This window comes from Nocardia shimofusensis NBRC 100134 (assembly GCF_001613125.1).
GTDB classification, from domain to species: domain Bacteria; phylum Actinomycetota; class Actinomycetes; order Mycobacteriales; family Mycobacteriaceae; genus Nocardia; species Nocardia shimofusensis.
In genome coordinates, this window is the sequence record NZ_BDBT01000013.1 from 95,398 (window position 1) to 113,582 (window position 18,185).

Here is an 18,185-nt window from a genome sequence, read left to right on the forward strand (position 1 = left end):
ATCCTCACGGCCTGCCGCGCAGCCGCAGCCCGCGCGGAGTGGCGGAGAACCCGGCCTCGGTGAGGAAGTCGGCGAAGGTGTGGCCGTGCACGGTCTCGCCGTCGATCTTGTCGATGACGAGGGCGTCGACGCGGCGGCGGCGGACCAGCGCGGCCAGTTCGAGGGCGGCCACGCGCCTGGGATCGGGGTCGGCGGTGAAGGTCAGCAGGGTCTTGCCGCCGCGCTCCAGGTAGAGCACCAGTTCGCCGTCGACCAGCACCACGATCGCCCCCGCTTTGCGGCCCGGCCGATGCCCGCCCTCCCCTTCGCCCTTGGGCCAGGGCAGCGCCGCGCCGTACGGATTGGCGGGGTCGCAGGCGGCCAGCGCCGCGGCTGCCGGGGCGCGCCCGCCGTTGCGCCCGGCGTCGGAGGCGCGCAGCCGATCCACCACGTCGGTGGTGGAGAACTGGGCGCCGCCGAGAGAGTCCACGAAGTAGCCGCGACGGCAGCGCCCCCGATCCTCGAACTCGGTGAGCACCCGGTACATCAGCGCGAACCCGCCCGGCACGCCTTCGCTGTGCACCGATCCTTTGGTGAGCACGCCGTAGCGTTCCAGCAGGATGTCGGCCTGAGCATGCGCGCGCACGGTGTTGTCGGCGACCCGTTCGGGCAGCAGCGACCAGCGCCCGGCCACCGACGGCGGCCCGGTACGGGTCGGCATCGCCGGGCGCGGCAGGTAGGCGCGGCCGCGCGGGGTGCGCCGGGGCGGGCGGTGCGCGGTGGTGGTGCGCGTCGTGCCGGACAGCAGGGCGCGTACCGGGGCGAAGGTGTCGCCGGAGACCTGCCCCGCCCACACCAGGTCCCACAGCGCCGTCGCGACCGCCGCGTCGTCGAGCAGCCCGGTCGCGTCGGAGAGCTGACGGAAGAAGTACGCGCCGCCGCCGCGCGGGACCGCGCCGTCGGCCGGGCCGGGAACGAGCACCGCGCCGAGCGCCTCCAGCAGCCGCAGCGCGATCTCGGAGTATTCGATCTCGGCGGGCGGAGTCAGCGTGAAGGGCGCCTGCTCGGCGGGGTGCAGCGCGATCCAGCCGTCCTTGGCGGTGATCGCGCCGTGGCCGGACCAGATCACCTCGCCGGTGGCCATGAGTTCGTCCAGCATGGCGGGGCTGTAGTCGTTCACCCGCGCGGGCAGGATCAGCGATTCCCACGCCGAGGCGGGCGCGGGCACCCCCGCCAGTTGCTCGACCACCGAGGCGACCCCGTCCACCCCGCGCAACTCCCCCGTACCCACGTGCTGCCAGGCGGACAGGAACCGCCCGAACGCCGCCGTGGCGACCGGCTCCACCTCGTGGCGCGCCGCGGCGAGCGAGCGCCGCCGCAACCGGCGCAGCACCTGGCTGTCGCACCATTCCGAGCCGGTCGCTCCGGGCGTGAATTCGCCCTCCACCACGCGTTTCTCGGCGGCCAGCCGGTGCAGGGCGGTGGCGGCCACCGCCGGTCCGATACCGAACCGGCGCGCTACCGCGTCGATCTCGAACGGCGCGTGGGTGCGTGCGAAGCGGCCGACGAGGTCGCCCAGAGGATCGGGCACCGGCTCGGCGAACGCCTCCGGGAGACCGACCGGCAGCGGCACGCCCAGCGCGTCGCGCAGGCGGGCGGCGTCCTCGACGGCCACCCACCAGGTGCGGCCCGCGAAGGCGACCGTCAGTGCGCGCCGGGCGGCTGCCAGTTCGGCGAACCACTGTTCGTGCGCGCCGACGGGCCCGGCGGACATCGCCGCGTCGGCACAACGCAGACCCGCCTCCTCCGGCGTGAGCGGGCCGAGCAGGCGCAGCAGGTCGGCCAGCCCCTCGGCGTCGCGAGCCTGCCGTTCGGGGGTGAGTCGTTGCAGCTCCCGCTCGGTCTGTTCGAGGATCTGCGGATCGAGCAGTTCGCGCAGTTCCACCCGGCCGAGCAGTTCGGCCAGCAGGCTGGAGTCCAGGGACAGGGCGGCGGCCCGGCGTTCGGCCAGCGGGCTGTCGCCTTCGTACATGAACTGGCCGATGTAATCGAACAGCAGCGCATGGGCGAAGGGCGAGGGGGTGGCGGTCTCCACTTCGACCAGGCGCAGTTGCCTGCGGGCGACGCGACCGAGCACATCGGTCAGTGCGGGCAGGTCGTAGACGTCGCGGAGGCATTCGCGCACGGTTTCCAGCAGGATCGGGAAATCGGGGAACTTCCTCGCCACGTCCAGCAATTGGGCGGAGCGTTGCCGTTGCTGCCACAGTGGGGCGCGTTTGCCGGGGTCGCGGCGCGGCAGCAGCAGCGCCCGGGCGGCGCATTCGCGGAAGCGGGAGGCGAACAGGGCCGAGGCGCCGACCTGCTCGGTGACGATCTCGTCGATCTCGTCGGGCTCGAAGACGAACAGTTCCGCGCCGGGTGGCTCGTCGGTGGTGTCGGGTAGGCGCACCACGATGCCATCGTCGGAGGCAGTGGGCGCGGCGTCCACGCCGAACCGCTCGCGCAGCCGGGATCCGACCGCCAGCGCCCACGGCGCGTGCACCGGCAGCCCGAACGGCGAGTGCAGCACCAGTCGCCAGTCGCCGAGTTCGTCGCGGAACCGTTCCACCACCAGGGTCTTGTCGGTGGGCACCTGCCCGGTGGCTGCGCGCTGATCGGCGAGCAGGGCGACCAGGTTCGCCGTCGCGTTCTCGTCCAACCCGGCGCCGGCGAGCAGATCGCCGAGCATGCCCCGCGGGTCCGCCGAAACGGTGGCGGCGTTCGCGGGAATCGTCTTCACCGCCTTGCGCACGAATTCGCCCAGCGCCGCGCCGAGTTCGGCGGGACGGCCGAGACCGTCACCGTGCCAGAACGGCAACCGGCCGGGCTGCCCGAACGCCGGGGTCACCAGCACCCGGTCGAAGGTGATCTCCTCGATGCGCCAGCTGGTGGCGCCGAGGGCGAACACATCACCCACGCGGGATTCGTAGACCATCTCCTCGTCGAGTTCGCCGACCCGTGAGTTCTTCTCGCCCACCATGTAGACCGCGAACATCCCGCGATCGGGGATCGCGCCGCCGGAGGTCACCGCGAGGCGTTGCGCGCCGGGTCTGCCGGTGAGGGTGCCCGCGTCGCGATCCCACACCAGGCGCGGGCGCAGTTCGGCGAATTCGTCGGAGGGGTAGCGGCCGGCGAGCAGGTCGAGCACCGATTCGTAGGCCGAGCGGGGCAGACCGGCGAAACTGCCGGTGGCGCGCACGGTCCGGAACCAGGCGTCGGCGTCGACGGGTTCGAGCGCGCACACCGCCACGGTCTGCTGGGCCAGGATGTCGAGCGGATGCGCCGGGATGCGCAGCGCCTCGATCTGTCCGGTCACCATCCGGTGCGCGGCCACCGCGCAGTGCACTACGTCGGTGCGGTGTTTGGGGAACAGCACGCCGCGCGAGATCTCCCCCACCTGGTGCCCGGCCCGGCCGATCCGCTGCAACCCGCTCGACACCGAGGGCGGCGCCTCCACCTGCACCACGAGGTCGACCGCGCCCATGTCGATGCCCAGTTCCAGGCTGCTGGTCGCCACCACACAGCGCAGCCGCCCGGTCTTGAGATCGTCCTCGATCAGCGCACGCTGCTCCTTGCTCACCGAGCCGTGGTGCGCGCGGGCCAGCAGGTGCCCCGCGCCGTGCACGACCTCGGTGCTCGGACCGAGTTGGGCGGGCGGGGCGTGCGAGGTCGACACCGGATCGCCGAGGCGGGCGGCGTAGGACTCGTTGAGCCGGGCGGTCAGCCGCTCGGCGAGTCTGCGCGAATTGGCGAACACGATGGACGAGCGATGCGCGAGCACCAGATCCACCACAGCCTCGTCCACGTGCGGCCAGATCGAGCCCGGCTGATCGGAATCGCCCGGCTCGGTCATGTCCGGCACCGGCACCCGCACGCTGAGGTCGAAGGTCTTGGGCGCGGGCGGCGCGACGATCGTGACCGGAGCCGATCCGGTGAGGAACCGGCCCACCTCCTCGGCCGGGCGCACCGTCGCCGACAGGCCGATGCGCTGGGCGGGCCGCTCGGCGAGCAGATCCAGCCGGGCCAGCGAGAGCGACAGATGCGCGCCGCGCTTGGATCCGGCGACGGCGTGCACCTCGTCGACGATCACCGTCCGCACGGTGCGCAGGGTCTCGCGCGCCGCCGAGGTGAGCATGAGGAACAGCGATTCCGGGGTGGTGATCAGGATGTCGGGCGGGGTGCGCGCCATGGTGCGACGCGCGGCCTGAGAGGTGTCGCCGGAGCGGACGCCGACGGTGATCTCCGGGGCGTCCAGGCCGAGGCGGGCGGCGGTGCGGGTGATGCCGGCCAGCGGTGCGCGCAGATTGCGCTCGACGTCCACCGCCAGCGCCTTGAGCGGGGAGACGTAGAGCACCGAGGTGCCCTTCGGCGGCGGTTCACCCGCCACCTCACCCGCCGGGCTCCGGCGGGCGAGCTCGTCGATCGCCCACAGGAAGGCCGAGAGCGTCTTGCCCGAGCCGGTCGGCGCCACCACCAGCGTGTGCTCGCCCGCGGCGATCGCCTGCCACGCGCCGAGCTGGGCCGAGGTGGGCGCGGCGAACGCGCCGTCGAACCATTCCCTGGTCGCGCGGGAGAACCTGGCGGTCGAGAACGGAGGCACCAGTTCAGTGTGCACCCGCGCACCGACAGCAAGCCGCGACCCGCACGACGACCGGGCCGTACGCTGCTGTGCGTGCGCAGCGTGCTGAAACTCGACCTGATCGCCCACGGCATCACCGAGGCGTTGCGCGCCGCGCGCTTCCCGGCCGACGAGCCGCTCACCGAGGCGGGTCGCCACGCGCTGCCCGGCTACGTCCCGCCCGCGCAGGCCGTGGTGCTGACCGGTCCCGAGCGCCGGACGGTGGAGACCGCCGAGCAACTGGGACTGGCAGGCACGCCCGACGACCGGCTGCGCGATCTCGACGCGGGCCGGTGGCGCGGAGCCGAGATGACCGCACTACCGCCCGGGGAGCTCCAGAGCTGGCTCACCGAGCCCGCGTTCACCGGACACGGCGGCGAATCGGTCGTCGACATCGTGGCCCGCACCCGGCGCTGGCTGGACGACGTCGGCGCCACGGGGGCCTCGACCGTCGCGGTGACCCACCCCGCGGTCATCCGGTCCGCGCTGCTGGTCGCCCTCGACGCGCCGCCCGCCTCGTTCTGGCGGCTGGACGTGGGCCCCGGCAGCGTCACTCGTCTGCACCACCGGGGAGGATGGACCGTGCGGTTGACTTCCCGGCCCTGAGTCTGCGCGCTACGACCTCGGCACGTCGTGACTCCCCGGTGCGGTCACAGCGGTGATCCACACCCCGCCCCACCTCCCTCGGCCGGGTCGGACATCGGCGAAGAGACGACTCCCCTTGCGCCCGTAGGCGAATGCCGATTAACTAACAATCCGTAACTCGAGCGGGAGGAGCGGGTATGGGTGATCCGCGGCAGTACGTGGTGATCGGCGGCGGATTGGCGGGGCTGGCCTCGGCGGTCTGGCTGGCCGAGGCGGGAAAGCAGGTCACGCTGCTCGAGCGGCGGGGCAGGCTGGGCGGGCGGGCCCATGCGATGAAGGTCGACGCGGTCGACGATCCGCCGGACAACGGTCAGCACGTGATCGCCAGTGGATACGAGCACCTCTTCCGCTACCTGACCAGCGTCGGCACCCGCGAGCACGTCGCCTTCCCCGACCACTCCACCCTGCGCTGGCCCGACGGCCGCTCGGTGACGATGTCCATCAGCGGCCTCGGCGCGATCCGCACCCTCACCGGCCTGCACCCCGATACCGGACTCCTGGACCGGCTGCGCACCCTGCGCGCCACCGGGCTGCTGGTCTGGCAGGCCCTGAACCAGCCGCACGACCTGGCCGACATCACCACCGCGCAGTGGTTCGAGCGAATCGGCATGCCCGCCAAATCCCGTGAGGCGCTGTGGGATTGGCTGGCCCTGGGCATCGCCGCCGAGCCCGTCGAGATCGAGTCGGCGAAGGTGTTCGCCGATGTGATGGCCACCGGGTTCCGACTGGGCGCCAAGCACCGGCGCGCGGTCAGCATCGGCTACCCGACCACCGACCTGGACACCCTCTACATCGACGGCGCGTTGAAAGTGTTCGAGGAACGCGGCGTGGACGTGCGCTACCGGGCGGTGGCGCGGCGCATCCACATCGTCGACGGCGAGGTCACCGGTGTGGCCATGGCCGACGGCACGGTGGTGCCCGCCGACGCGGTGATCTGCGCGGTCCCCAACACCGGCATCGGCGGCCTGCTCGACGATCTGCCCGAGCACTCCGAGATCTACGCCGCCGCGGACAAGCTGCACTACACCCCGATCGTCAGCACCAACCTGTACCTGGACCGGCCGCTGGGCACCACCGCCGAATTCGAGGCGCTGATCGGCGGCACCGGCGTCATCGACGAAGTGTTCGACCGGCAGTTGATGACCGGGCGCAGCACCGAGAAGGCCTGGCTGTACTGCTTGACCACCAGCGGCGCCTACGACCAGATCCACAAGACCAACGCCGAGATCATCGCGGAGCAGATGGACCTGCTGCGCCGCTACTACCCGGCCGCGGCCGAGGCGAGGGTCGTGCAGGGGCAGGTGGTGCGGATGCCGAAGGCGACGTTCTCCCAGACCGTCGGCACCCACGCGCTGCGCCCGCCGCAGCGCACCTCGGTGCCCTCGCTGGTGCTGGCAGGCGACTGGACGGCCACCGACTGGTCGGCCACCATGGAAAGCGCCGTCCAGAGCGCCGCCAAGGCGGTGGACCTCCTCTTGGCGCAGCCACCCGCGCGGTGAGTCCCGAATCGGGGGGCAAGCGCAAGCGGATGTCGGCCGCCGACAGGCGCGATCAGCTGCTCGACGTCACCCGCGACATCGTGGTGGCCGACGGCTTCGCCGCCGTCGGCATCGACCGGGTCGCGCGCACGGCCGGTGTCGCCCGCGCGCTGATCTACCAGCAGTTCGGCGACCTGGCCGGGTTGACCGCGGCCCTGCTGGAACGCGAGACCCAGACCGCGTTGAGCGGCATGCTCACCGTGGACTGGTCGGGCACGGAGACCGACACCGCCGATGTCGACACGGTCGGGCGCGGTGTACTCGCCTATGTGCACACCGCGCCGGACAGTTGGCGCATCCTGCTCAGCCCGCCCGAGGGCGGGCCGCCGCTGCTACGCAAGCAACTGGAGGTCGGCCGTAAGTACGCCCGCGCGATCAGCGCCAGGCATCTTTCGCGCTACGCGGGCGTCACCGTCGACCCCGACGGCGTGACCACCCGGCTGATGCTCGCCTCGATCGAGGAATTGTTCCGCCTGCACCTGGCGGACGCCGAGACCTACGGCGACGACACCGTGCTGCGGTATCTCCGGGCCGTCGTCGGCTGGGCCGTGCGCATGGAGGCAGGCGAGCGCCGGTAGCCCACGCCACACCCGGCCCGACCAACGCACGTCACCGGGCCGACGGCTCAACTCTCGACAGGCACCGGTTCGAGTAGTTCCGGGCGCGGTTCCGGTGCGGCCACCCGGAGCGCGTCCGCGGAGGCGTCGTCGGGCTGTTTCTGTGATCGGATCTCGGCGTCGACACGGGAAAGGTAGGTGGCGATCTCCCGCTGCGTCTCGGCCTCGTCCCAGCCGAGCACGGGCCCGACCAGCCGCGCGACTTCCTCGGCGCAGTCCGCGCCGCGATGGGCGTATTCGATGGAGATGCGAGTGCGCCTGGCCAGGATGTCATCGAGGTGCAGCGCGCCCTCGGCCGTCACCGCGTACAGCGCCTCGGCCCGCAGGTACGACGGCGCGGCCGCGATCGGATGCAGCAGGTCGGGAGCGTCCTCGGCGGCGGCGAGCACCTCGTCGATCAGCGAGCCGTAGCGGTCGAGCAGATGCTTGACCCGATACGGGTGCAGGCCGTAGAGCTCGGCCAGCTGCACCGTCTGGTTGACCAGCGCGAAGTAGCCCTCCGCGCCCAGCAGGGGAACCTTCTCGGTGATGGTCGGCGACACCCGGGCCGGGAGGTCGCGGGCGGCTTCGTCCACCGCGTCGTAGGCCATCACCCGATAGGTGGTGTACTTGCCGCCCGCGATGGCGACCAGGCCGGGCGCGATCCGGGCGACCGCGTGCTCGCGGGACAGCTTCGAGGTCGAGTCGCTCTCCCCCGCCAGCAGCGGGCGCAGCCCGGCGTACACACCGGTGATGTCGTCGTGGGTGATCGGAGTGACCAGCACCTCGTTCACCCGGTCCAGCAGGTAGGCGATGTCGGCTTCGGTCGCGGCCGGATGGGCGAGATCGAGATTCCAGTCGGTGTCGGTGGTGCCGATGATCCAGTGCGCGCCCCAGGGGATGACGAACAGCACCGAGGTCGCCGTCCGCAGGATCATGGCGGTGTCGCTGACGATGCGGTCGCGCGGCACCACGATGTGCACGCCCTTGGAGGCGCGCACCTGGAAACGGCCCCTGGTCTTCGACAGCGCCTGCACCTCGTCGGTCCACACACCGGTCGCGTTGATCACCACATGCGCCCTGACCTCGGCGGTGCGCCCGTCCTCGGTGTCGCGGATCTTCACGCCGCTCACCCGGTCGGCCTCGCGCAGGAAGCCGACGACCTGGGTGGAGGTGCGGATGACCGCGCCGTAGTGGGCGGCGGTGCGGGCGATGGTCATGGTGTGGCGGGCGTCGTCGACGACGGTGTCGTAGTAGCTCACCCCGCCGATCAGCGCGTCGCGGCGCAGGCCGGGCGCCAGCCGCAGTGCGCCGTGCTTGGTCAGATGACGTTGCCCCGGAACGGATTTCGATCCGCCCATGGTGTCGTAGAGGACCAGCCCGGCGGCCACGTAGGGGCGTTCCCAGCCGCGGTGGGTCAGCGGGTAGAGAAAGCGCAGCGGCTTGACCAGGTGCGGCGACAGGAACGACAGCGCGAGTTCGCGCTCGCGCAGCGCCTCGCGCACCAGCCCGAACTCCAGTTGCTCCAGATAGCGCAGGCCGCCGTGGAACATCTTCGACGACCTGCTCGATGTGCCGGAGGCCAGGTCGCGCGCCTCCACCAGCGCCACGTCCAGGCCACGGGTGGCCGCGTCCAGCGCGATACCCGCGCCGACCACACCGCCACCGACGACCACCACGTCGAAGTGCTCCTTGCCGAGCCGACCCCAGGCCAGATGGCGTTGCTCGGGGCCGAGCAACTGCGATTGCGGTTTCTTGGTCATGCTCGACTCCTCCAGCGACTGGTCTGCGAGCGCGTGTTGCGGCGGTCGGCCCTGCGGGCGGTTTCTCCTACAGGCTAGGCAATCGTGACACCCGTGATCGTGATGCCCCGCCGCGCCCCGGCTGGGACAACTCGACGGTAACTCCGATGCCGGCCCGCCGCTGTGCGCGTCGATGTGATCCCCGCCATCGGGGCCGTTGCGTATTCTGCCTCCATGAGTCGGTATGTGGCCGCCCTCGATCAAGGCACGACCTCGAGCAAGTGCATCGTCTTCGACCGCGGCGGGCGCGTCATCGGCGTCGCCCAGCGCGAACACGAGCAGATCTTCCCCCGCCCCGGCTGGGTCGAGCACGATGCCCGGACCATCTGGCGCAACAGCGAACTCGTACTCGCCGAGGCGCTCGGCCGGCTCGATCTGAGCCACGAGGACATCGCCGCCGTCGGCATCACCAACCAGCGCGAGACCACCGTGGTGTGGGACCGCGCCACCGGCGAGCCGATCCACAACGCGATCGTCTGGCAGGACATCCGCACCGACCGATTGGTCACCGAACTCGGCGGTGACCAGGGCCCGGCCCGCTACCAGGATCGCACCGGCCTGCCGCTGTCGACCTACTTCTCCGGGCCGAAACTGCGCTGGATCCTCGACACCGTGCCCGGGGCCCGGGAACGCGCCGAGGCGGGCGAGCTGTGTTTCGGGACGGTGGACAGCTGGTTGCTGTGGAACCTGACCGGCCGTCATGTCACCGATGTCACCAACGCCTCGCGCACCATGCTGATGGATCTGCGTACCCAGCAGTGGGACGAGGAGATCTGCGCGGACATGCGGGTGCCGGTCGCGATGTTGCCGCGCATAGCCAGTTCCTCGGAGGTCTACGGCGAGATCACCGTGGGGCCGCTCGCGGGCGTGCCGGTGGCAGGCATCCTCGGCGACCAGCAGGCCGCCACCTTCGGACAGGCCTGCCTGTCCCCGGGCGAGGCCAAGAACACCTACGGCACCGGCAATTTCATGCTCCTGAACACCGGAACCACCCCGGTGTTCAGCAAGCACGGCCTGCTCACCACCGTCTGCTACCGGCTCGGCGAACAGCCCGCCGTCTACGCGTTGGAAGGTTCGATCGCGGTCACCGGATCGCTGGTGCAGTGGCTGCGCGACAACCTGGGCCTGATCTCCTCGGCCTCGGAGATCGAACCGCTGGCCCGCAGTGTCGCCGACAACGGCGGCGCCTACATCGTGCCCGCCTTCTCCGGCCTGTTCGCGCCGCGCTGGCGGCCGGACGCGCGCGGGGTGATCGCCGGGCTGACCCGGTTCGTCACCAAGGCGCACCTGGCGCGCGCGGTGCTGGAGTCCACCGCGTTCCAGACCCGCGAGGTGGTCGACGCCATGCGCGCCGACGCCGAATCCCAGCGGCTGGGACTGGAATTGACGACTCTGAAGGTCGACGGCGGCATGACCGGCAACGAACTGCTCATGCAGTTCCAGTCCGACATCCTCGACGTACCCGTCGTACGCCCCGTCGTCGCCGAGACCACCGCGCTCGGCGCGGCCTACGCGGCGGGACTCGCGGTGGGGTATTGGTCGGGCACCGACGACATCCTGGCGAACTGGGAGGCCGACACCACGTGGCTGCCCGCCATGTCACAGCAGGATCGGGACGCGCATCTCGGCGCCTGGAACAAGGCGGTCGAACGCACCTACAACTGGATGGACTGAGCGGAAGCGATCAGGCGCTCGCGGCCGCGTGTGCCTTCGCCAGCCGCGCGATCGCTTCCTCGAGCACGGGCGGGGCCGAGGTGGTGAAGCACATCCGCATCGAGCCCCGGTAGCCCGCGCCGGTCGCGAAGGCCGTGCCGGGCACGTAGGCCACACCGGCCGCGAGCGCGTCGGAGAGCATTCGCTGGGTGTCGGTGCCGTCGGTGAAATCGGCCCACACGAACATGCCGCCCGCGGCATCGGTGCAGACCACACGCTCGCCGAAGGTCGTGCGCACCGCGTTCACCAGCGCCTTCGCCCTGGTGCCGTAGCTGTCGCGGACCCGGTCCAGATGCCCGGACAACCACGCTTCGTCGGCCAGCAGATCGGCGGCGATCTGCTGGGTCAGCGCCGAACCGCACAGGTCCGCGCCCTGCTTGAGCAACTCGACCGCCCGGCACACTTGCTCGGGCGCGATCATCCAGCCGACCCGCAGGGTCGGCGCGAGGATCTTGGAGGCGCTGCCCAGCCGGATCACGTGCCGCGAGTAGGAGGCCACCGGCGCCGGGGCGGGCCGGTCGAACCACAGTTCGCCGTAGGGGTCGTCCTCGACGACCCAGAACCCGTACCGCTGCGCGAGCTCGGCCAATTCGGCGCGGCGGGCCGGGCTCATCGTCACCCCGCCGGGATTGTGGAAATTGCTGACGGTGTGCACCACGGCCGGTCGCTCACCGGACGCCAGCAGTTCGCGCAGCACGTCCACCCGCATACCGTCGGCATCCAGCGGGACAGCGACGATGCGCGCGCCCGCGGCCCGGAACACCTGCAGCGCACCGACGTAGGCGGGGTCCTCGACGACCACCAGCGCACCCGGATCGAGCAGCACCTCGGCCAGCAGCGACAGCGCCTGCTGCGAGCCGTGGGTGACGAAGACCTCCGCCACCGGCACCGCCCGGCCCAGCCGCGCGGACTCCCGCTCGGCCAGCACCGCGCGCAGCGGACCCCAGCCGGGTGACTCGGTGTACTGCAGACAGCCGGGACCGCTCAGGGCGGCCTCGGCGGCCTCGGCGATGCGCTCGCGCGGCATGAGCTCGGCGTCGGGCAGGCCGCCGGCCAAGCTGATGATCTGCGGATTCGCGGTGAGTTTCAGCAGGTCACGAATGGCCGAGCTCTGCAGGCCGGCGAGCTTGGCGGACAGCGACGGGAACGTCGACGACATCGAGACCTCCGGGAGATGCCACGGAACGGGATAGCTTCACTGTTTCACATTCCTAACCAGAATATGAAACAGTGTTCCCGAATAGTGAGATCACGCGCGGCCGTCGATGGCGGTCACCAAGATCTTGCCTTCCCGCTCGACCGTGGTCACACGCTGCGGATACACCGTGGTGGTGCCGTCCGGCCGATGCTCGGTGAGGTCGACGTCGAAGGTGTCCGATGCCACTTCGGTGATCCGCAGACAGTGCGTGGTGCCCACCGGGATCTGCTCGTCGATCGCCTTCTGGATGATCGGCGCGCTGGAGATGTTGGCGGCATCGGCGGCGACGAAATCGCGCACCCGCTCGCCGTCACGCTCGACGTAGAACGCGTACTGGAAGCCCATGATGGCGTCGGCGCCACTGGCCGTGGAGCCCTGCCCGTTGCCGACGACGACCTTGCCGCTGCGGTTGGGCGGGCAGCTCAGCGCGGCGGTGGAGTTCGGTCCCGACGAACGGCCGGTCTCGTCGTCGCCGCTGAGCGAGACGATGGTGACCACGAGCGCGATCAGCAGCACCACCACGATCGCGATGCCGATGAGCATCTTGCGGGTGGAGATGTGCTGCGCGGAGCCGGAGCCACCGCCGGAAGCGGTGGCCGCGGGCTTGGGCGCCAGGCGCTTGGCGATCGGATCGTCGGCCCACGAGAGGCCGGCGGGCGCCCCCGCGGTCTCGGGCGGCTTGGGCACGTCGCCCGACTCGGTCGGGCTGTTCCACCACCGCTGCGGGCCACCCTGCCCCGGCTTGGCCTGCGAGGCGGGCTTGCCGGCGGGCGCGGCGGATTCGGTGGAGTAGCGCACGGTCTCGTCCACGGAGACGTCGCGCTCGGGATCCGTCGATGCGGCGGCCGGGGCATCGGCGAACCCGGAGCTGTCCGGCGCGCGGAACGGGTCGGCGGCGGGCGCGGCGAAATTCACGGTCGGATCGGCGGAAGCGGGCTGGGGTGCGGGTGGCGGCGCGACCGGCGGCGCCGGGACCGGGCTCGCCGGTGGCAGCGAGCCGTCGGCCGGGCGCCAGCCGATCTCCGGAGTGTCGGCCGGGGGTTTCCACATCGGCCCGGTCTCCGCCAGGGACGGGCCGCCGAACTCGTCCACCGGCGGGCCGAAATCGCCGACGGGCGGGCCGAAGTCATCGACCGGAGGACCGAAATCACCTACCGGGGGACCGAATCGCGATCCCGGCCGGTCGGTGTCGCGATCCTTCGCGTCATCCTCGGAAACCACACGAATCCTCTCCCCGGGAACACGCGGGTGGGGCGGCCGTTACCGACCGCCCCACCCGTCGAAGCATCCCGTTCAGTACTGGAACGAACCACCCCACTGGGTGGTCACGCCTGCGACGTTCACCGTCTGCGGCGCGACGTCGCCCGCGGGGACGAGCGGCGGAAGTTTAACCTGTGCGGCCGCTTCGAGCGCGGCGGCGCCGCCCGGCTGCGCGGCGATCCAGGACTCCACAGCGGCTTTGGCGGCGTTGACCTGGGTGGTGTCGAGCACGAACTCGCCCTTGTTGTCGGCCAGGCCCGCGCCACCGGTGTAGGTGGTGACCTTGATGGTGTTCACGTCGATGAACTCCACCGACGCGCCCGCCTCACCGGCTCCCGTCGGCGTGGAGTAGCCGATGGTGCCGACGTAGCCCGCCTCGTTGCTGAAGTGATGGGTGTTGGCGACGTAACCGGGCAGCAGCGCGCCGCCGTCGATGTTGGCGCCGATCTCCTGGTGCGGACCGGTCATCTCGACGACCGGCGCGGCGGGCGCGGACTCCAGGCGCGGGGCCGACCAGCGCGGCTCCTGCACCAGGGTGTCCGTGTCCGACGGTGCGCCCGGCTCGGCGGGGACGCCTGCCTGCGGCCGCGGCTGCGTGACACCCGGCTCCGCGCCCTCGTTCTCGGCGCCCGGCTCGGCGTCGGGCTTGTCCGTCTCGGGCTTGTCGGTCCCGGGCTTGTCGGTCCCGGGCTTCTCCGTGCCGTCCTCCGGTGTCACGGCGGGCTGCGGGGCGTCGGCCTGACCAGGCACCGGCAGCGGCGCGACACGCGGGGTGGTGACACCCGGCTGGGTCGGCGTGGCCAGCTTCGGATCCTTCGGCGGCTCCGGCATCACCTGGTCCTGCTCCGGCGTGGTCACGCCGGGCTGGCTCGGAGTCGGCTTGCTCTCCGGCTTGTTCTCGTCCCCCTGTTCCTGGCCGCCCTGCTCGGGCTGCGCGGTGCCGGGCTCGGACCCGCCCTGCGGCGCGTCGTTGGTGCCCGGCTGCACCGGAGCCGGCGTGGCCGGCGTGGTCGGATCGTTCGGAACGGCCCCCGCCGGCGACGCGAACAGGGTAGCCACGGCAGCAGCGGTGGCCAACGGCAACGACGTGCTCGCCATCGCTCGCTGCGCCCGACTCGGCTTGCGATGTTTCACTTTTCGCCAATCCCTTTCCCGGGTACGCCCGTGAATTCGGTCGCACTCAGTTGTCCCTGACGAGACGCGCCGGATCGCCGAAATGACCGAGGGCCATTCTCGTTCGGTTCGGAAAGGACCATCCCCCCACACCAGAACCCCATGGCGACCCACTCGATCGCATCTCTCGCGAGCGAGTCAACCACACCACAGCCGTCGCTGGCAACGCGACGAAACCCCGCGCGCCGCCAGCGATATCGGCGTTCTCCCGTAGTTGTCAGTCCAGGTCGTCGTGGCGCATGAGCAGGCGCGCCGCCTCGGTGACCGATCCGGTGAGCGAGGGGTAAACGGAGAATGTCTGGGCGAGGTCGTTGACGGTCAGATTGTTCTGCACCGCCAGCGCGATCGGCAGGATCAGCTCGGAGGCGATCGGCGCCACCACCACCCCGCCGATCACCACACCGGTGGCCGGGCGGCAGAAGATCTTGACGAAACCCCTTCGCAGGCCCGACATCTTGGCACGCGGGTTGGTGTTCAACGGCAGCATGACCGTGCGAGCGGGCACCTCGCCGTTGTCGATCGCGGTCTGACTGACCCCGACGGTCGCGATCTCCGGACGGGTGAACACCGCCGAGGCGACGGTCTTGAGCCGGATCGGGCTGACCCCTTCGCCGAGCGCGTGATACATCGCGATGCGGCCCTGCATGGCCGCGACCGAGGCCAGCGGCAGCAGACCGGTGCAGTCGCCCGCGGCGTAGACGCCCGACACCGAGGTGCGGGAAACCCGGTCGACCCGCAGGTAACCGCCCTTGTCGAGCTCGATGCCGACCTTGTCCAATCCCAGATCCGCGGTGTTGGGGGTGGAGCCGACGGTCATCAGCGCGTGGGTGCCCGCGACGGTGCGGCCGTCGGCGAGGTGGACCACGATGCCGTCCGCGGTACGCACGACCGCGTCCGCGCGGGCGTGCTTGACCAGTTCGACGCCGCGCTCGGCCAGCGCCTCCTCCAGCACCAGGGCGGCGTCGGCGTCCTCGCCGGGCAGCACCCGGTCGCGGCTGGAGACCAGCTTCACCTCTACGCCCAATTCGGTGTAGGCGGAGACGAATTCGGCGCCGGTGACGCCGGAACCGACCACTACCAGCGTTTCCGGCAGCTCGCGCAGGTCGTAGAGCTGACGCCAGGTCAGGATGCGCTCGCCGTCGGGTTCGGCGCCCGGCAGCACGCGCGGGCTGGCGCCGGTGGCGATCAGCACCACCTCGGCGTCGATCTCGCGGTCGCGCCGGTCGGCGGTCTCCACCCGGATGCGATGCGGGGATCGGCCGGGCGCGGGCTCGGCGAACTGGGCCTTGCCGGAGAGCAAGGTCACACCGGCCGATTGCAGCTTCGAGCGGATGTCGGAGGACTGGGCCAGCGCGAGCGCCTTCACCCGCGCGTTGACTTCGGGCAACTGCACAGCGGCCTGGTCGGGGTCCAGGGTGATGCCGAGGCCACGGGCCCGGCGCAGGTCGGTACGCATGCCGGTGGAGGCGATGAAGGTCTTGGAGGGCACGCAGTCCCACAGCACGCACGCACCGCCGATGCCGTCCCGATCGATCAGGGTCACCTGGGCGCCGTGCTGCGCCGCCACCAGCGCGGCCTCGTAGCCGGCCGGTCCGCCGCCGATGATCGCGATTCGGGTCATGGGTACTTCCCTTTCGGCTCGTCGACCGGGATCTCCGGTATGAGGTTCACGTTAATCGCCGGGCCGGTGTCGGCTTCACCACACACCTGGACGGTGGATGCGCGGCGAACTGTGACCCGGGCAGGCTAACCTTTGCAACGTGCCGATTTACGCCGCTTACGGGTCGAACATGGACTCGTCGCAGATGCTCGAGCGCTGTCCGCACTCCCCCATGTCCGGGACCGGCTGGTTGGAGGGCTGGCGGCTGACCTTCGCCGGTGACGACATCGGCTGGGAGGGCCCGCTGGCGACGGTGGTGGAAGACCCGAACTCCCGGGTTTTCGTCGTGCTCTACGACGTCTCGCCCGAGGACGAGCAGCGGCTGGACCGGTGGGAGGGCTCGGACTTCGGAATCCACAAGAAGATCCGGCTACGGGTGACCCCCAGCCCCGGCAGCGGCACCGAACCGCGCCTGGCCTGGCTCTACGTCCTGGACGCCTACGAAGGCGGCCTGCCCTCGGCCCGCTACATCGGCGTGATGGCCGACGCGGCCGAGAAGGCGGGCGCGCCCGCCGACTACGTGCACGCGCTGCGCACCAGGAACAGCCGCAACGTCGGACCGGGCAACTTCTCGGTCTGAGACCGGCGAACACGAACGAGCCTCCGGTCCCGCGACGGGACCGGAGGCTCGTGTCGTCTGCGCTCAGCGGTGCGGGTTCAGCACCAGATTGGTGAACAACCGGACACCCACGGCCAGCGCCCGCTCGTCGATGTCGAAGGTGGGCTGGTGCAGGTCGAGCTGTTCGCCCTCACCGGACCACACGCCCAGCCGGGCCATCGCGCCCGGCACTTCCTCGAGGTACCAGGAGAAGTCCTCGCCGCCACCGGACTGCGGGGTGTCGGCCAGCGCGTCGGGACCGAGCGCGCGGATCGCGCGCTCGAACCACCGGGTCGAGTGTTCGTCGTTGACCACCGGCGGCACGCCGCGCCGGTAGTTCAGCTGGTAGCGCACGCCGGTGGGCGCGAGCAGGCCGTCGACGATCTCGTGCACCATCGGCTCGAGCAGCGACCAGGTCGCGTGGTCGCCGGTGCGGACGGTCCCGGTGAGCATGCCGGTCTGCGGGATGGCGTTCGGCGCCTTGCCCGCCGAGACCGCGCCCCAGACCATCACCGTGCTGGTCCTCGGGTCGATGCGACGGCTGAGCAGGCCGGGAAGTCCGGTGATGACCGTGCCGATGGCGTAGACCAGATCGCTGGTCAGGTGCGGACGCGAGGTGTGCCCGCCGGGCGAGTCGAGCACCAACTCGACGGTGTCGGCGGCGGAGGTGATCGCGCCCACCCGCACACCGACCCGGCCCACCTCGAGGCGCGGATCGCAGTGCACGGCGAAGATGCGGTCCACCCCGGCCATCGCCCCGGCCGCCACCATGTCGATCGCGCCGCCCGGCATGACCTCCTCGGCGGGCTGGAAGACCAGCCGCACCCCGATCGGCAGGTCGGGCATCTGGGCCAGGGCCAGGGCCGTGCCGAGCAGGATGGTGGTGTGCGCGTCGTGACCGCAGGCGTGCGAGACGCCCGGCACGGTCGAGGAGTAGGGCCGGCCGGTGAACTCCTGCAACGGCAGCGCGTCGATGTCGGCGCGCAACGCGATGCGTGGCGCCGAGTCGGCGTCGGGGCCGATATCGCACAGCAGGCCGGTGCCGCCGGGGATCCGGCGCGGGGTCAGCCCGGCTTCGGTGAGCCGTTCCTCGAGGAACTCGGTGGTGGCGAACTCGGTGCGCGACAGCTCCGGGTGGGCGTGGATGTGCCTGCGCCACCGGATCAGGTCCGCTCCGTGGGCGGCCAGCCACTTCTCGATCACGGGATGCCCGCCGGGCGAGGGAGCCGGCACCGGCTCGGCGTCCGGAGCCGCGGCCGCGGTCGCCGCACTGGTGTCCGTCGCCGGGGTGTCCGTCGCCGGTCCTTCCGCGGTCACACATGCGCCCGCGCCCGCGGGGCTGTGCACGTGCTCGAGGGACCGGCCG

12 protein-coding genes are annotated in these 18,185 nt (G+C 71.4%); 5 read left to right on the forward strand and 7 right to left on the reverse strand.

The window, feature by feature from the left end:
* Window positions 1-4: 4 nt before the first annotated feature.
* Entirely contained in the window at window positions 5-4,618 is a 4,614-nt protein-coding gene (locus tag NS3_RS16450; RefSeq protein WP_157101378.1) for an ATP-dependent helicase, read from the reverse strand.
* A gap of 72 nt (window positions 4,619-4,690) precedes the next feature.
* On the opposite strand from NS3_RS16450, the gene NS3_RS16455 reads away from it, so the two are divergent.
* From NS3_RS16455 to NS3_RS16465, 3 genes are all read left to right on the forward strand, one after another.
* Complete coding sequence (locus NS3_RS16455) at window positions 4,691-5,242, forward strand: histidine phosphatase family protein (protein WP_067860664.1); 552 nt, start codon at window positions 4,691-4,693, stop codon at window positions 5,240-5,242.
* Window positions 5,243-5,418: 176 nt separating this feature from the next.
* The gene (gene hpnE / locus NS3_RS16460) at window positions 5,419-6,780 is read left to right on the forward strand and encodes a hydroxysqualene dehydroxylase HpnE (protein WP_067860560.1); all 1,362 of its coding nucleotides are present in this window, start codon (window positions 5,419-5,421) and stop codon (window positions 6,778-6,780) included.
* Window positions 6,777-7,397: a TetR/AcrR family transcriptional regulator gene (locus tag NS3_RS16465; protein WP_307610141.1), complete on the forward strand. Its 621-nt coding sequence runs from the start codon at window positions 6,777-6,779 to the stop codon at window positions 7,395-7,397. Before hpnE ends, NS3_RS16465 begins: the two co-directional genes overlap by 4 nt.
* Before the next feature lie 47 nt (window positions 7,398-7,444).
* Here the strand turns inward: NS3_RS16465 and NS3_RS16470 are convergent, their stop codons facing one another.
* Window positions 7,445-9,178, reverse strand: a complete 1,734-nt coding sequence (locus tag NS3_RS16470) for a glycerol-3-phosphate dehydrogenase/oxidase (protein WP_067860563.1) — start codon at window positions 9,176-9,178, stop codon at window positions 7,445-7,447.
* Between the two features lie 213 nt (window positions 9,179-9,391).
* Between NS3_RS16470 and glpK the strand changes: the two genes are divergently transcribed.
* On the forward strand, window positions 9,392-10,891 hold the full coding sequence (glpK, locus tag NS3_RS16475; protein ID WP_067860666.1) for a glycerol kinase GlpK: 1,500 nt from the start codon (window positions 9,392-9,394) through the stop codon (window positions 10,889-10,891).
* Window positions 10,892-10,901: 10 nt separating this feature from the next.
* Here glpK and NS3_RS16480 read toward each other — a convergent pair whose 3' ends face one another.
* The 4 genes from NS3_RS16480 to NS3_RS16495 form a co-directional block, all read right to left on the reverse strand.
* Complete coding sequence (locus NS3_RS16480; protein ID WP_067860565.1) at window positions 10,902-12,089, reverse strand: aminotransferase-like domain-containing protein; 1,188 nt, start codon at window positions 12,087-12,089, stop codon at window positions 10,902-10,904.
* A gap of 90 nt (window positions 12,090-12,179) precedes the next feature.
* Entirely contained in the window at window positions 12,180-13,349 is a 1,170-nt protein-coding gene (locus NS3_RS16485) for a DUF8176 domain-containing protein (RefSeq protein ID WP_245649650.1), read from the reverse strand.
* Window positions 13,350-13,421: 72 nt separating this feature from the next.
* Complete coding sequence (locus NS3_RS16490; RefSeq protein ID WP_245649651.1) at window positions 13,422-14,486, reverse strand: hypothetical protein; 1,065 nt, start codon at window positions 14,484-14,486, stop codon at window positions 13,422-13,424.
* 292 nt (window positions 14,487-14,778) lie between these two features.
* Entirely contained in the window at window positions 14,779-16,182 is a 1,404-nt protein-coding gene (locus NS3_RS16495) for an NAD(P)H-quinone dehydrogenase (protein WP_067860569.1), read from the reverse strand.
* A 139-nt stretch (window positions 16,183-16,321) separates the two neighbouring features.
* Here NS3_RS16495 and NS3_RS16500 point away from each other — a divergent pair, with 139 nt between their 5' ends.
* On the forward strand, window positions 16,322-16,801 hold the full coding sequence (locus tag NS3_RS16500; RefSeq protein WP_067860571.1) for a gamma-glutamylcyclotransferase family protein: 480 nt from the start codon (window positions 16,322-16,324) through the stop codon (window positions 16,799-16,801).
* A 63-nt stretch (window positions 16,802-16,864) separates the two neighbouring features.
* Here NS3_RS16500 and NS3_RS16505 read toward each other — a convergent pair whose 3' ends face one another.
* Window positions 16,865-18,019: a M20 family metallopeptidase gene (locus NS3_RS16505; RefSeq protein WP_084495635.1), complete on the reverse strand. Its 1,155-nt coding sequence runs from the start codon at window positions 18,017-18,019 to the stop codon at window positions 16,865-16,867.
* Window positions 18,020-18,185 lie beyond the last annotated feature (166 nt).